Here is a 14,167-nt window from a genome sequence, read left to right as displayed (position 1 = left end):
TGGACAACAACCGCATCTCAGTCACGCAGGATGGCCGGGAGCATGTCCAGCTCGTTGAGCCGGTGCACCACGTATTTCGTGAGGGCATTGCGGTGCAGGCTCACCACATACCGCCCTGGCCCCGTCGTCTTCTGCAGCAACCCGGACTCGACCATGCGGCGCAGCCGGTGGCTCCTGTTCGACGCAGACCCCTTGATCACGCCTTCGAGATCGCCCGCCTTGACCTTCCCCTGGCGCGCCACCACGTAGATCACGTCTGCTTCCGTTTCCGTGAGCTCCCCGTCCGCAAGAGCGGCATTGACTGATGGCCCCACGACCTCCTCGGAGATGAAACGCGGGGCGGCAAGCCGACTGACCCTGTCCATGTCGTCCTTGAGCCCGTGGATCACATATCCGGCCCATGCCAGAATCCCTTCCTGGCTCAAAGAGTCCGCGCCTGCGAGCTTGTCGTAGTATGCCTGCCGGTCCGCGCCGAAGACTGCCGTGGGGTTCAGTGGTCGCGCGGCACTCCTGGACGTGTAGCCCTGGTTGCTCAGCATCGCGTACGTCAGAAGGCGCGAGACTCGACCGTTGCCGTTGGCGAAAGGGTGTATCCACACGAACCGGTGATGGACGAGTGCAATCTGGAGAAGCTGGTGCTGGGCGGGTACATCCCTGTTTGCGAACTCCAGGAGCTGGTCCATGTCCGCCTGGACGGATCCCGGCTCGGGCGGGAGGTGGGACGCTCCGGCAATCCCGACGGGGACCGTTCGATAGCGGCCCGGATGCTCGTCCCCTTCCCGCTGGAGTCCTTGCACGGCAAGCTGGTGAAGTTCGCGGATCAGCCCATGCGTCAGGACCAGCCGCCCGCCAGCGGCCAACTCGTCCAGGTAGTCCGTCGCCTGCTCCAGCTGCAGGATCTCCCGCACGGCATCCGCCGCCGGCCGCCCCGCGGCCGCAGACCGCCGCGCCTCGGCCACGACGTCCGCCACCGTGGTCCTGTTCCCTTCGATGCGCGCTGACATGACGCTCGTGAGCCCCTGGAACAGTCTGCGCAGTTCAAGTCCGAGGGGGTCCTCCAGGCGCTCGGTGCGAAAATCAACGCGCGCCCGCTCCAGGGCGAACAGGTCCGTGACGAGCGCACTCGCAAAATCCACGCTGGGGAAGTCCATGGGCTCCATGCGCCAAATTTTAGCCCGATGACAGAAGAAGTTGACGGCAGGAGGCCCTGACCCTTTGAAATACAGGGAAGTGGAGAGCTACCTTTGCACCCATTGTTGACACTGGCGATGTGGGAAAGTTGACGGATCCTCGCGCGAGCATGCCATCTCGCGGCCCCTGTCACGAGGGTGGCGACGGACCGCCGGGTGCGCACTAGACTCGCCGGGTACGTCACGACGATCCGCGCCCGCGGAGGAACGAGGCTCACGTGCGCCAGGAGGCAGCCGGCTCTCATGCCGGCACCAGACAGCGCTGACCCGCGCGGCCGTCATCTGCGGATGACCGGGCCGCGCCCTTCCTCACGCCCGAAAACCTCACCGCGTCCCTGCTCCGCGACCGGACCGGGCCCGGCGTCGTCGCGCTCCCGTACGACGACGCCGCCGCGCCTCCCCGCCCGCGCCCGGGTACGTGCGCCACGAAACGCCCGCGAGCGCCGTCGTGCCCGCAGTGACGCACCAGAACGAAAGCCCAGAACCTTGCATACGCATACAGAATTCGAGATCCGCAAGAGCTTCATCAACTGTTCCAAAGGTGCGGCCCAGCGCATCAACATCCCCCAGGACGTGCTGCACACCGCGTGGGAGCAGCAGATCTTCCTGGGGTGGTACGACACCAAGTCGCCGCGCGCCGGCTACGTGGTGGTCGAGACCGAGGACGGCCTGCGCGGGCTCGTCATGGAGAAGAGCGCGCAGAAGGCGACGGGCGGGGCGCGGATGTGCCAGATCTGCCTGACCCTGCACCCGGCCAGCGGTGTGTCGCTCGTGTCCATCCAGCGCTCCAAGTCCGCCAAGGACAAGTACAGCTCCGTGGGCACGTACGTGTGCTCCAACCTGGCGTGCAGCGACTACACGCTGGGGCGGCGCAAGCCCGAGGGTGTGCGCCAGATGGAAGAGACCATGAGTCCCGAGGAACGTGCCGAGCGCACGCTCGAGAACATGCGCGGCCTCGTGCAGCGCGTGGCGGAGGCCATGGGGAAGTAGCTGCTCAGCTGTTGAAGGGCTTGGAGAAGATCGGCACCATGATGTCGCTGAAGTTCTCCTCGTCCGTCATCTCCCTGCGGAACTTCTGGCCCGGGTGCTTGAGGGCGAACTGCCTGCGGCGCCCGGCCCAGAGGGTCTCCGACGCGAGGTACTGACCCAGCATGCCGCCCATGCTGAGGCAGAATGCGGTGATCGCGGCCTTGAGCACGGATTCCCCGGCGTCCTGCATGCCGAAGATCGTGCCCAGCACGCCCTGGTACACCAGCATGCCGGGGAACTGCGGCAGGAGCACAATCATCAGCGTGGCGTTGGAGGCCAGGTTCAGGGTGCGCGTGAGGGTCACGCTCAGTGCGCCCGAGATGATGGAGCAGATCAGGATGGCGCCGTAGGAGCTGATGCCCAGCGCCCCGAAGCCGAGAACTCCCAGCTGCACGAGGCCGCCGAACAACCCCAGGGCCCACAGCTTCCACCCGCGGCCGCCGGAAGCGAGCGCGAACCCCGCGGACACCGCGAACGCGCCCAGGACGGACAGTGCCCACCGGGAGTCGTCCGCCTCGAGGGTCTCGATGTAGTCCATGGAGCTGCCCACGAGCGGCTGCATGGCGTGGATGCCCACCGTCACACCGGCGACCAGACCTGCCGTGCTGGTCACGGCTTCCAGGATCCGGCCGGATGCGGAGACGTACCAGCCGGTGATGACGTCGTGCACCGCACCGTAGGCCGCGATCCCCGCGAGCCACGCGGCGAGCGCGGCCACGATGCACACCGCGGTCTGGGTGATGTCGAAGAGGACCCCTGCCACGGTCGCCCCCAGCACAGCGGTGAGCCCACCTGCCGCCAGGCTGAAGATTTCCGGTGCCTTGATGCGCTGGATGAGCGCGTACACCCCGTACACGACCGCCGAGACCACGCCCGCGCTGATGGCGGTGCCCCAGCTGCCCCCGAGGATCAGCGCGAAGCCCACACCAAACATGGTGAAACCGGTCATGATCAGCTTGTGGCCGATCACCCGGGACTTCGCCATGATCTCGTCCATGCGCTCGCTGGCCTCGTCCGCACTGAGCTCCCCCAGCACGAACTTCTCCAGCACCTCACCGGTGGCGGTGCGCAGCTCAATGTCCAGCGTTCCGGGCTGGGTCTCGAACACCCGCGTGCTCGGTGCCTTGTCCGGCTGGTCCTGGTGGCTGATGGTCACCTGCCCCAGGGAGACACTGACGGTCACGTCCCGCAGGTCGGTCTTGCGGAAGATCGACAGCAGCGACTTGGTGGTGTTGGCGGACCCCGCCCCGCTGCGGATCAGCGCGTCCGCGATCTGGAAGGCGAGTTTGTAAGCGGCCTGTTCAGTGGTGAGCACTGGCCAAGCGTAGTGGGGCGCCGCAGTTACCGGCGAGGCGATGAGGGGGCAGTCTGGTGGGAGGTTGGCCACACGCCCCGCCCGGCCATTCCTGCAAAGGGAGGCGCTGAGCTGCTCAGAACCCTTCCAGCGCCATGTTCGCAAACCGTGAGTAGTGCCCCTGGAAGGCCACCACGATGGTCTTGGTGGGGCCGTTGCGGTGCTTCGCCACGATCACGTCCGCCTCACCGGCACGCGGGGACTCCTTGTCGTACACGTCCTCACGGTGCAGGAGGATGACCATGTCCGCGTCCTGCTCGATCGAGTTGTGCACCGTCACCCCGTTGGCAATGAAGTTGTGCGAACCCACCACGGTGGCGTCGAAAACCTCTTCCTCGCCGTCATGGGTGATGGACAGGATGCGGTCCCAGTAGAGGTCGTTCATGGCGATCATGTCGAGCTCGTGGGTGTCCAGGGCCTCGATGACCCGGGCCATCCGGGTACGGGAAGGGGCCGTCTTGTAGAGAGCCGATCCGCAGTACCGGGTCCCCAGGGCCTCCTGGAATGAGCGGTGCGTGATGCCCTTCTGTTCGATGATCCGCCGGACATCGTCCCAGACGTCGATGGGCATTGTGTCCACATTGGTGTTGTGCTTGATGTCCCGCAGAATCTCCAGCAGATGCTCGACGTTGCGCGATCGATCTCCATGAACGCCGATCTGCTCCAGGAACATGAGCTGGTCCTCCGTCCCGGAGATGTCGACGGTGTGCGATGGGCGGTAAGCACTCTTCTGGGTGGACTTGATCCGGCCCACAATGCCAAAGCGCATGAGGAGCCGGCTGACGTCATCTGCAAGTCGACGTGAGGTTGACGAGTAGTAGATGCGACCTCCCCGCTGATTCTTGTTGACTGTGACGGAACCGTCCGTCGCCCACAAGTGATGCAGAAAGAGCTTGATCTGGCGTTTTGGAAGAGAGAACACGGCTTGCGGAACAAATTTTTCGTGGCTCCGAGCGCCGAAGAGGCCCATGCCGTCGAGCCAGCCCGCTATGGGGTTCCGTCTGCCATGAGTCAGTCGGTACGGCGCGGGCAAACGAAGGGACGTGCAGCGGGAAGCCGCATGTTCATCTCGTACCGGGGTGATGCCGAAGTGGGCGGCAGCACTCGTCACCACTCGTAGATTGTTCTCATCGATCGAGGCGTAACGAATGGGCTGGCGTCGTACGAATGAACCGTCTCCAATCAGATGAGCCAGCATCACCACCTCGTGATCGCCCCACTGCGTCTCCTGCTCCGGCGCACACACGTGCCGCGGGATGCCCAGTCTCTCTCCAGCCGTGAGATCTCCCAGCGCCGTCCAGCCGTCGTAGGTGAAGAACTTGTGGTTGGCCGTGGCCCGGACCTCGCGGCCGGATGCGAGCCGGAGCTTGTACACAGGTTTGGTGCCCGTGGAGAAGACGTGCGTCATGGGCCGCTTCACGTACCGGAGGTCATCCGCAAGTGCCCACACGGGCACGTCCTTCTCCCCGGAGTCGAAGAGTTCACGCATGGTCGTCTCCGCGCCGGTGTCCGCCCGCAGGATGCGAGTGTCGCCGGCGAGGCAGCCCGATTCGCGCAGGTCACTCACCTGCGGCTTCTTGTCCTGGCGCTGCTCCGCACCACGGTTCAGCTGGGACAGCGCCACCACGGGCACGTCCAGCTCCTTGGCGAGCAGCTTGAGAGCACGGGAGAACTCGGAGACCTCCTGCTGGCGGGACTCCACCTTCTTGCCGGAGCTCATGAGCTGCAGGTAGTCCAGGATCACCAGGTTGAGGTCGTGCTTCTGCTTGAGCCGGCGGCACTTGGCGCGGATCTCCATGAGCGACATGTTCGGGGAGTCGTCGATGAACAGGGGTGCCTCGTTCATCTTGCCCATGATCTGCGCGATCTTGGCCCACTGGTCGTCGTGCAGGGTGCCCGCGCGCAGGTCCTGCATGTTGAGGGTGCCCTCCGCAGAGAGCAGTCGCATGGCGATCTCGTTGCGGCTCATCTCCAGGGAGAAGATCACCGAGGTCATGCCGTGCTTGATGGAGGCCGAGCGCGCGACGTCCAGCGCGAGCGTGGACTTGCCCATGGCCGGACGGGCCGCGATCACGATCATCTGCCCGCCCTGGAAGCCGTGCGTCAGCTCGTCCAGCTCGTGGAAGCCTGTGGGCACACCCTGCATGCCCGAGCGGCTGCCCGCGGCCTCGATCTCGTCCACGGTGGCTTCCATGACGTCCTTCAGCGGGACGTAGTCCTCCGCCGTGCGCCGCTCCGCCACCTGGTAGATCTCGCCCTGGGCCTCGTTGACGATGTCGTCCACTTCGCCGTCGTGCGCGTAGCCCAGCTGCACGATCTTGGTGCCGGCCTCCACCAGCCGCCGCAGCACCGCGCGTTCCCGCACGATCTCCGCGTAGAAGCCCGCGTTCGCCGCAGTGGGCACGGAGGCGATGAGCGAGTGCAGGTAGGCGATCCCGCCGATCCGCTCGATCTCACCGTTCTTGGTGAGCTCGTCCCCCACGGTGATCGCGTCCGCGGGCTCGCCGCGCCCGTAGAGGGACACCACGGCGTCGTAGATGTTCTCGTGCGCCGGCTTGTAGAAGTCGACGCCGCGCAGCACCTCCACCACGTCCGCGATGGCGTCCTTGGAGAGCATCATGCCGCCCAGCACCGACTGCTCGGCCTGGTTGTCGTGCGGCATGGTGCGGCCGTAGTCCTCGCGCGGCCCGGACGTGTATTCGGACACCCTGTCTCACTTTCTTCACGACGGCGGCGCCCGTCCTCCGCGGCGCACCCCGCCATTCTCGCACCGCCCTCAGACCCGCACAGCGCGTGCTCCCGCGCTGTCCACGGCCTGTGGAAAACCCTGTGGGAAACGTGTGGAACACGCCGCTCGGCCGTGTGCACAGCATGTGGAGATCTCTGTGGACAAGCAGGCTTAGCTGTGGACGGGTCAGCTGATGAGCACCAGGGACATGAGCCACAGCAAGGGGGAGCACAGCAGCGCCAGCAGGAGCACCAGCACGAACCTGCCGCGCAGCCGGGGGAACGACACGATCCCGGCGACCCCGATGATCCCGGCCACCAGGGAAGTGACGGCACTCAGGATCAGCCCTGCCAGAAGCACCCCCATGGAGAACTCCGGGCTGAAGGAGTTGCCCACCAGGAACCCGCCGAAGAAAAGGACCACGGTGAGGGCCACACATCCCAGCCCGGCCCAGAACAGCTTCCGGCCCGTGCTCACCGTGTACACACTCCTGGAGATCATGACCTCGATCCTCCCACGAACCGCTCCGGAGAGGCTGGATGCCTCCGGGCATGGAAGAACCCCGTGGAAGGCATTCCACGGGGTTCTCACGGATCCTGCGCGGATCCACCGGGGATCACCCGTCCGCGCCCCTTGACGGATGCGGACGGGCTCGCCGAGCACCGGGGTGCTGCGGCGGGACCACGGGGATCAGGCGGGGACGACCTCGAACTCCACGTTCGCGTTGACGTCCTCGTGCAGGTGGACCACGGCCTGGTACACGCCGGTGGTCTTGATGCGCTGGGTCAGGTCCACGCGACGCTTGTCGATGGAACCGAGACCGGCGTTCTCCACAGCGGAGGCGATGTCGCCGGCGCGGACCGTGCCGAACAGGCGACCCTCGGCACCAGCCGTGACCGGAACGGTCAGGGTGGTGGAGGTCAGCTTGGCGGCGAGAGCCTGCGCGTCCTCGAGGGAGGACAGCTCACGTGCCGCACGAGCCTGCTTGATCGACTCGATCTGCTTCTCGGCGCCACGGCTCCACGGGGTGGCGAAGCCGCGGGGGAACAGGAAGTTACGGGCGTAGCCGTTCTTCACGTCCACCACGTCGCCAGCGGAACCGAGCCCGGAGACTTCCTGGGTCAGGATGATCTTTGCCATGAGTTCTCAGTCCTCTCTGATCAGCGGCCGGCGCCGGAGTAGGGCAGCAGTGCCACTTCACGAGCGTTCTTGATCGCCTGGGCGATCTTGCGCTGCTCCTGGACGGACACGCCGGTCACGCGGCGAGCGCGGATCTTTCCGCGATCGGAGATGAACTTGCGCAGCAGTGCGACGTCCTTGTAGTCGATCTCGGTGACGTCAGCCGCCTTGAGCGGGTTCTGCTTTGGTTTCGGCTTGCGAATTTCAGCCTTGGCCATCGTGGTGCTCCTTTTCTGGTGCGGAGCCCGCAGGCGGACCTGCGGGATGGGGTGGATTGTTGATGTTTAGAAGGGAGGCTCGTCCTCGGAGTCGGCGCCCCAGTCGTAGTTCCCGCCGGAGGACTGACCCCAGGGGTCACCGCCCTGCTGCGGTCGCTGCTGGCCGCCACGGCCGCCCTGGTTCCCGTTGAACCCGCCGCCCTGGTTGCCGCCCTGGTTGAAACCACCGCCGCCGCTCGGGGAGTCGTTGAACCCTCCCTGGCCGCCGCCCTGGTTTCCTCCGAAGCCGCCCTGACCGCCGCCGAAGCCCTGGTTCCCGCCGTAGGAGTTTCCTCCGCCGCGCGAGTTCCGGTTGATCTTGGCGGTCGCGTACTTCATGGAGGGGCCGATCTCGTCCACTTCCAGCTCGGTGCTGGTGCGGCGCTCCCCTTCCTTGGTCTCGTACGAGCGTGCCTTGAGGCGGCCCTGGACGATCACGCGGGTGCCCTTGGTGAGGGACTCCGCCACGTTCTCGGCCGCCTCACGCCACACCGAGCAGCGCATGAAAAGAGTTTCCTGGTCTTTCCACTCGTTGCTCTGCCGGTCGAAGGCGCGCGGGGTGGACGCAACGGTGAAGTTGGCCACGGCGGCTCCGGACGGCGTGAAGCGAAGTTCGGGGTCTGCGGTCAGATTTCCGATCACTGTGATGACGGTGTCGCCAGCCATGTGAACCTCCGGATGTGTGGACGCTGGATGCGAGACTCAGTGGGTTGACAAGCATCTCACGGAGCCCGTAAGGGCTGCCGGGGAGAGTGCGGTGTGCAGTCCGGGTGGACCGCACGTCAGCTCACTTGCCGTGGATCTTCTGCTCTTCCGGGCGGATGATCTTGGTGCGCATCACGGCCTCGTTCAGGCTCAGGACACGGTCCAGTTCCTTGGCGGTCTGCGGCTCGGCGGTGAAGTTCACCACGGCGTAGATCCCCTCGGACTTCTTCTGGATCTCGTAGGCCAGGCGACGACGGCCCCAGATGTCGAGCTTGTCGACGGTGCCGTTCTCCTTGGTGACGACCTCGAGGAACTTCTTGAGGGTCGGCTCGACGGCACGCTCCTCCACCTCGGGGTTGAGGATGACCATCAGTTCGTATTCACGCATGTAAAGAACCCACCTCCTTCGGGCTGAGCGGCTGCGGTCCTTCCGCAGCAGGAGGTTCTGTGCGTTGTCGGTGCCGGCACGAGAAACGGCGCACGGCACACAGACTTGCCCACTTTACTACAGCGGTGCCTCAGTAGCCACTGACGCGCCGGGCCAGCCGGGCGTTGAGAGTGCCCACCCGCACCGGGATCACGAAGATGTCCACGAGCAGCAGCAGCCACAGGGGAATCAGTAGGAACCACCCGATGATGATGCCCACGGTGGCCCACCCCGCCACCCCGAGGGTGAGGTAGATCAGGCCTTGGAACGGCTGGGACAGGTAGAACTTGTGGACCCCGAACTGGCCCAGGAAGAACCACAGCACGTACGCGAGCAGCGTGGACTTGCCACCCACCACGTTCACGTTGACCGTGGGGCCTCCCCAGGAGGCGCCGGCGGTGTTGCCGTACGGCGAGCCCGGACGGGCCCCGCCCCGCGGCGGCATGGGCTGCGCGCGGTAGTACTCCGGTTCCTCGGCCATGGTGGCTCCCCTGTCCTCGTGCTGCACTGCGGTGTCTCGGCTGTCTCCAGTCTAGGAGGGCCGAGGGCCCGCCTGGGGGTGGGTCAGCGGGGAGCGCAACCGGACGTCGGTGTCCAGGTGCTCCCCGGTGGTGCGGGCCGTCACCTCGATCTCGAAGGACACCGTCTCCACCATCTGCCGCCCGTTCTGCAGCCACGTGACCCGGGCCTGCGCCTGCCGGAAGGGCACCGCGTGGAAGGTGAGGGGATCCCGCGCGTCGGGCTCCAGCAGCAGCGCGGGACGCGAGGTGAGCTGCCAGCGCACGTTGGAGACCCCGTCCGCCAGACCGCTCGTCCCGGTCGGTGCGCCACCCCCGGACGACGGCGCCCGCTCGGCCTTCCGGGGCACGGGACAGGTGGCCGCGTTGAAACGCACCACGCTGCCGCATGTGCTGAGGGTGTTCTGCACCTCGCGCTCCACCTCCTCCCACATGCGTGGCGAGGCCTCGTAGGTCATGCCCGCCTCGGCCGGACGCGGATCCGCAAGAGATATCTCCGTGACGGCATGCTTCCCGGCCAGCAGGTACGAGTCCTGCGGCAGGGCGACGTCGTACTGACCGGGGAGGCCCTCGAAGCGCCAGGTGCGGGCGGGACCGCCAGGAGGGGCGTCCGGGTCCGACCCGATCGCGGTGCCCTCGGGGCGAACCTTCTGCCCGTTGACGGCCAGCGCGTCCACGGCGGCGGGCAGGCGGACGGTCACGGGCGCGTGCTCGCGGTCGCGCAGCTGCCAGGCGTCGTTGAACGGCCCCCACGCCGTCACGAGGTGCACGATGTAGTCGCGCCGGACCACGGAGCCGTCCCCCAGGCCCACGTCCACGGTGACCACCGCCGTGTCCCCGGTGACCCGGGTGCCCACGAACTCGTGGCGCTGCGGGCGGTTGCCCGCGGCTCGGTACGCGGGGTTGGTGAGCACCTGGTCGAGCCCGTCGTCCTCCGTGGTCAGCAGCGGCGCCATGACCTGCCGGGAGCTGCCGCCCTCCAGGTAGCTCAGGTAGGTGTCCACGGGGGACTCCGGGTCCCGGGCCACCAGGAACCAGTTCGCGGCGGAGGTCCACACCGTGACGATGCCGACCACGAGGGCGAGGACCACCACGAGCGGCACGGCCAGGGCGCGCAGGGTGGGCAGCGCCAGGTTCTCGAGGGCCTCGGGTTCGTGTCTGCTCATGGGTAGTACGGCGGGCTACTGCACGGCGGAGGCGCCCAGGGCCGCCGCCTTGCGGCCGCGGAACATGTCCACCACCACGGCCACCACCAGGTACACGAGGAACGCGTAGCGCACCACGGCCAGCAGGTCCTGGGCGCTCCACCCGAACTCCTGCACCCAGGGCAGGGTGGGCCACGCCGAGCTGGGCAGCACCACGGTGGCCCAGTAAAGGGTCTCCACCACCTGCCACAGCGCGAACTCCACCCAGTTGCGCCGGCACAGGATCACGAGCGGCACGAGCCACAGCACGTAGGTCAGGGAGTACTCCTTGGCCAGCAGGATGTAGAGCGCCAGCAGCAAGAAGGTCACCTGCACCACGGAGGGTTCACGCTTGCTCAGCAGTGCGACGAGCAGGACGAACACCAGGGCCAGCACCATGCTCAGCAGGACGAACTGGCCACCGTCCCCGGTGCCCAGGGAGACTCCGGTGCGAGGCTCCACGGTGGAGCCCCACACGTTCCACAGGGAGGAGCTGCCCGTGTCGGAGCGGACCATCTCGTTGAACTGCGCGAGCCACCGGTCCCAGGCCGTGAGCATGTAGGTGCCGTTGATCACCGCCCACGCGAACACGGCCCACAGCAGCGCGGAGACGATGTCCTTCAGGAACCGGTGCCGGGCGGCCATGATCAGGATGGCCAGCAGCACCACCACCGGGAAGAAGGCCACAGACGCGCCGAAACCCACCATGATCCCGGCCACGGCGGGGTTGCCGCGCACGTACCCCAGGACGGCCAGCATCATGAAGAGCACGGCCCACAGGTCCCAGGACTGGAAGCCCACCAGCACCACCACGGGGGACAGTGCCATGACCAGCGCATCCGTGCTGCGGTTGCCGCTCAGCGACGACACCACGGCCACGATCGCCAGCCACACCAGCGCCAGCAGCACCACCGAGAGGTCCAGGTAGAAGCCCTGCCCCACGTCCAGACCCATCAGGGAGGACAGGTTGGAGGCGAACCACCCGATGATCGTGGTGATCATGCCCACCAGCACGGGCTGGTCCCCCGTGGGGCCGCCCGTGAAGAAGCCTCCGGCCACGTCCGAGGAGTGCACCCCCAGATCGCCCGCGTCGATCACGGTGGCGCACAGCTGCGGGACCTGCTCCGCGACGTTCCACTCCGGCACGTGGCACGGGATGCGGATGAGGTAGGCCATCATCACCGTGTACAGCCCCACGCCCAGCAGCATCAGGCCGGCACTTGCTCCGGACCTGTTGCGCGCACCTTCGAGGCTCATGCGGGGTCTCCTAGGACGTGGGCGGGGAATCGATCACCAGTGTTCCACGCGGGTGCGCGTTCTCGGGCGTCATGTCACTCTGCGGCGCGCAGTGCCGGGCGACACCTGCCCGGTGGAGCGGCGCACGGCACCGAGTCCGTGGAACGGCGCGCGGCACCGGGCCTGCGGCGCGGCCCCAGCGCCGGACCACACCGGGGTGGCGCAGCGCCCCGCCCCTCAGCACGACGCCGCCGCTCGGCTCAGGAGCCCCCGATGCCCTTCTCACGGGCCCACCGCAGCAGCCGCTCCCGCGCCTCGTCCTCCCCGAGCGCCCCCTCGTCCAGGCGCAGCTCCAGGAGGTACGTGTAGGCCCGACCCACCTGGGGTCCCGGCGGGATGCCCAGGACCTCCATGATCTGCTGCCCGTCTAGCTCGGGGCGCACGGCGTCGAGCTGCTCCTGCTCCGCCAGCTGCGCGATGCGCCGCTCGAGCTCGTCGTAGTGCCCGGCCAGCCGGGCGGCCTTGCGCCGGTTGCGGGTGGTCACGTCCGAGCGGGTCAGCCGGTGCAGCCGCTCGAGCTCGCTCCCCGCGTCCCGCACGTAGCGGCGCACCGCGGAGTCGGTCCAGTCCGCCTCTCCATATCCGTAGAAACGCATATGAAGTTCCACCAGACGGGTGACCCGCTTGATCGTGTCGTTGTCGAAGCGCAGCGTCCTCATCCGCTTGCGGGTGAGCTTGGCGCCCACCACCTCGTGGTGGCGGAAGCTGACCGCCCCGGACGGCTCGAAGCGCCGGGTGGCGGGCTTGCCCACGTCGTGCATCAGCGCGGCGAAGCGCAGCGCGAAGTCCGGGGCGGGAACGGGGCCCTCCGCATCCGTCTCCTTCTCGGCGGCCTGCTCCATGACCGTGAGGGAATGCTGGTAGACATCCTTGTGGTGGTGGGCCTCGTCCGTCTCGAGCTGCAGCGCCGGCACCTCGGGCAGCACGATCTGGGCGAGGCCGGTGTCCACCATGAGTTCGACGCCGCGCCGCGGCTGGGCGCCGCAGATCAGCTTGACCAGCTCCTCGCGCACGCGCTCTGCGGAGACGATCTCGATCCGCTGCGCCATGGCAGTCATTGCCTCACGCACCGGTTCCGCCACCGTCAGACCCAGCTGGGACGTGAAGCGGGCGGCGCGCATCATGCGCAGGGGATCGTCCGTGAAGGAGTCCTCCGGGGTTCCGGGGGTGCGCAGGACACCCGCGTGCAGGTCCTTGATGCCCCCGAAGGGATCCACGAGCTCCATGTCCGGCAGCCGCAGCGCCATGGCGTTGACCGTGAAGTCACGGCGGCGCAGATCCTCCGTGAGGTCGTCCCCGAACGCCACCGTGGGTTTGCGCGAATCGGGGTCGTAGGCCTCGGCGCGGTAGGTGGTGACCTCCAGCTGCATGCCCGCCTTGCGCATCCCGATGGTCCCGAAGTCCCGTCCGATCTCCCAGTGGGCGTCCGCCCAGTCGCGGATGACGGCCAGGGTCTGATCGGGATCCGCGTCCGTGGTGAAGTCCAGGTCCAGGGCCTCCCGCCCCAGGAGCAGATCGCGGACGGGACCGCCCACGAGGGACAGCTCGTGCCCGGAGGCGGCGAAGAGCCGGCCCAGTTCGAGGGAGACGGGGTGGAGGGAGGAGGTGTCCAGCAGCTGCGTCATGATGCGAGCCATTATCGCATCACGGCCCCGAGCGGCCTCGCCGGCCGCCGCCACCGAACCGGGGCGGGGTCGCGCCACGGCTTCTCGACTGCCCTGCCGGGGCTGCGGCGGGGGCCTCCGGCGGCCGTCAGGGAGTGCCAGGTGATTGTGGCTAAGGTAGACGGCATGGCTTTCCCCGTACCCAGCGCGCCCAAGAGGCGACCGAACCAACCGGTCTCCGCGCTGCCCACGGTGGAAGAGGTCTCGGCCGGTGGGATCGTGGTCAACCTGTCCGACCCCACGCATCCGGTGGCCATCATCGCTCGCATCAACCGCGGTGGGCGCCTGGAGTGGTGCCTCCCCAAGGGGCATCCCGAGGGTGAGGAGACCAACCAGGAGGCCGCCGTGCGGGAGATCGAGGAGGAAACCGGGATCAGGGGCCGGGTGCTCTCCCCGCTGGGCAGCATCGACTACTGGTTCACCGTCTCCGGGCACCGTGTGCACAAGACCGTCCACCATTTCCTGCTGGAGGCCACCGGCGGATTCCTGACCACCGAGAACGATCCCGACCACGAGGCCGTGGACGTGGCGTGGGCGGGCATCGACGACCTCGGGCGCAAGCTGTCCTTCCCCAACGAGCGGCGCATCGCCGACATCGCCCGGGAATACATCATCCACCAGTTGTAAGGTGTCCCG

14 protein-coding genes are annotated in these 14,167 nt (G+C 67.4%); 2 read left to right on the top strand and 12 right to left on the bottom strand.

Annotation, left to right across the window (positions count from 1 at the left end; translation table 11 throughout):
• Positions 1 to 17 precede the first annotated feature (17 nt).
• A complete protein-coding gene (locus AABM36_RS02300; RefSeq protein ID WP_423447130.1) occupies positions 18 to 1,160 on the bottom strand; it encodes a Fic family protein in 1,143 nt (380 codons plus the stop codon).
• A 516-nt stretch (positions 1,161 to 1,676) separates the two neighbouring features.
• Between AABM36_RS02300 and AABM36_RS02295 the strand changes: the two genes are divergently transcribed.
• Positions 1,677 to 2,180: an FBP domain-containing protein gene (locus AABM36_RS02295; protein ID WP_423447128.1), complete on the top strand. Its 504-nt coding sequence runs from the start codon at positions 1,677 to 1,679 to the stop codon at positions 2,178 to 2,180.
• Between the two features lie 4 nt (positions 2,181 to 2,184).
• Here AABM36_RS02295 and AABM36_RS02290 read toward each other — a convergent pair whose 3' ends face one another.
• The 11 genes from AABM36_RS02290 to AABM36_RS02240 form a co-directional block, all read right to left on the bottom strand.
• Positions 2,185 to 3,534 (bottom strand): threonine/serine ThrE exporter family protein, encoded by a 1,350-nt coding sequence (locus tag AABM36_RS02290; protein WP_423447126.1) that lies wholly within the window; start codon positions 3,532 to 3,534, stop codon positions 2,185 to 2,187.
• Between the two features lie 115 nt (positions 3,535 to 3,649).
• Positions 3,650 to 6,280, bottom strand: coding sequence for a replicative DNA helicase (locus AABM36_RS02285; protein ID WP_124109073.1), 2,631 nt, complete (start codon positions 6,278 to 6,280; stop codon positions 3,650 to 3,652).
• 207 nt (positions 6,281 to 6,487) lie between these two features.
• A complete protein-coding gene (locus tag AABM36_RS02280; RefSeq protein ID WP_124109072.1) occupies positions 6,488 to 6,802 on the bottom strand; it encodes a hypothetical protein in 315 nt (104 codons plus the stop codon).
• Positions 6,803 to 6,991: 189 nt separating this feature from the next.
• Positions 6,992 to 7,441, bottom strand: a complete 450-nt coding sequence (rplI, locus tag AABM36_RS02275; protein WP_012399404.1) for a 50S ribosomal protein L9 — start codon at positions 7,439 to 7,441, stop codon at positions 6,992 to 6,994.
• A gap of 20 nt (positions 7,442 to 7,461) precedes the next feature.
• A complete protein-coding gene (rpsR, locus tag AABM36_RS02270; RefSeq protein WP_012399405.1) occupies positions 7,462 to 7,698 on the bottom strand; it encodes a 30S ribosomal protein S18 in 237 nt (78 codons plus the stop codon).
• 66 nt (positions 7,699 to 7,764) lie between these two features.
• Positions 7,765 to 8,403 (bottom strand): single-stranded DNA-binding protein, encoded by a 639-nt coding sequence (locus tag AABM36_RS02265; RefSeq protein WP_124109071.1) that lies wholly within the window; start codon positions 8,401 to 8,403, stop codon positions 7,765 to 7,767.
• A gap of 121 nt (positions 8,404 to 8,524) precedes the next feature.
• Positions 8,525 to 8,830, bottom strand: a complete 306-nt coding sequence (gene rpsF, locus AABM36_RS02260) for a 30S ribosomal protein S6 (RefSeq protein ID WP_012399407.1) — start codon at positions 8,828 to 8,830, stop codon at positions 8,525 to 8,527.
• Positions 8,831 to 8,960: 130 nt separating this feature from the next.
• Positions 8,961 to 9,350, bottom strand: coding sequence for a TM2 domain-containing protein (locus AABM36_RS02255; protein WP_124109070.1), 390 nt, complete (start codon positions 9,348 to 9,350; stop codon positions 8,961 to 8,963).
• Positions 9,351 to 9,401: 51 nt separating this feature from the next.
• Complete coding sequence (locus AABM36_RS02250; protein WP_423447122.1) at positions 9,402 to 10,553, bottom strand: hypothetical protein; 1,152 nt, start codon at positions 10,551 to 10,553, stop codon at positions 9,402 to 9,404.
• Between the two features lie 15 nt (positions 10,554 to 10,568).
• Positions 10,569 to 11,828 (bottom strand): glycosyltransferase 87 family protein, encoded by a 1,260-nt coding sequence (locus AABM36_RS02245; RefSeq protein ID WP_164481610.1) that lies wholly within the window; start codon positions 11,826 to 11,828, stop codon positions 10,569 to 10,571.
• A gap of 239 nt (positions 11,829 to 12,067) precedes the next feature.
• Positions 12,068 to 13,492 carry a CCA tRNA nucleotidyltransferase gene (locus AABM36_RS02240; protein WP_423447120.1) on the bottom strand — a complete coding sequence of 475 codons (1,425 nt, stop codon included), beginning with the start codon at positions 13,490 to 13,492 and terminating at the stop codon, positions 12,068 to 12,070.
• A gap of 165 nt (positions 13,493 to 13,657) precedes the next feature.
• On the opposite strand from AABM36_RS02240, the gene AABM36_RS02235 reads away from it, so the two are divergent.
• The gene (locus AABM36_RS02235; protein ID WP_029603333.1) at positions 13,658 to 14,158 is read left to right on the top strand and encodes an NUDIX hydrolase; all 501 of its coding nucleotides are present in this window, start codon (positions 13,658 to 13,660) and stop codon (positions 14,156 to 14,158) included.
• The last annotated feature ends 9 nt before the right edge of the window (positions 14,159 to 14,167 follow it).

The sequence above is a fragment of the Kocuria sp. KSNUG genome, assembly GCF_049532735.1.
Taxonomy (GTDB): Bacteria; Actinomycetota; Actinomycetes; order Actinomycetales; family Micrococcaceae; genus Kocuria; species Kocuria rhizophila.
This window is presented reverse-complemented; position numbering and strand designations above follow the sequence as displayed.

What these genes read in the sequence shown, in the direction of transcription:
- AABM36_RS02300 (WP_423447130.1), bottom strand. Translation starts at nt 1,160, where the DNA reads ATGGAGCCCATGGACTTCCCCAGCGTGGATTTTGCGAGTGCGCTCGTC.
- AABM36_RS02280 (WP_124109072.1), bottom strand. Translation starts at nt 6,802, where the DNA reads ATGATCTCCAGGAGTGTGTACACGGTGAGCACGGGCCGGAAGCTGTTC.
- rplI (WP_012399404.1), bottom strand. Translation starts at nt 7,441, where the DNA reads ATGGCAAAGATCATCCTGACCCAGGAAGTCTCCGGGCTCGGTTCCGCT.
- rpsR (WP_012399405.1), bottom strand. Translation starts at nt 7,698, where the DNA reads ATGGCCAAGGCTGAAATTCGCAAGCCGAAACCAAAGCAGAACCCGCTC.
- AABM36_RS02265 (WP_124109071.1), bottom strand. Translation starts at nt 8,403, where the DNA reads ATGGCTGGCGACACCGTCATCACAGTGATCGGAAATCTGACCGCAGAC.
- rpsF (WP_012399407.1), bottom strand. Translation starts at nt 8,830, where the DNA reads ATGCGTGAATACGAACTGATGGTCATCCTCAACCCCGAGGTGGAGGAG.
- AABM36_RS02255 (WP_124109070.1), bottom strand. Translation starts at nt 9,350, where the DNA reads ATGGCCGAGGAACCGGAGTACTACCGCGCGCAGCCCATGCCGCCGCGG.
- AABM36_RS02250 (WP_423447122.1), bottom strand. Translation starts at nt 10,553, where the DNA reads ATGAGCAGACACGAACCCGAGGCCCTCGAGAACCTGGCGCTGCCCACC.
- AABM36_RS02245 (WP_164481610.1), bottom strand. Translation starts at nt 11,828, where the DNA reads ATGAGCCTCGAAGGTGCGCGCAACAGGTCCGGAGCAAGTGCCGGCCTG.
- AABM36_RS02240 (WP_423447120.1), bottom strand. Translation starts at nt 13,492, where the DNA reads ATGACGCAGCTGCTGGACACCTCCTCCCTCCACCCCGTCTCCCTCGAA.
- AABM36_RS02235 (WP_029603333.1), top strand. Translation starts at nt 13,658, where the DNA reads ATGGCTTTCCCCGTACCCAGCGCGCCCAAGAGGCGACCGAACCAACCG.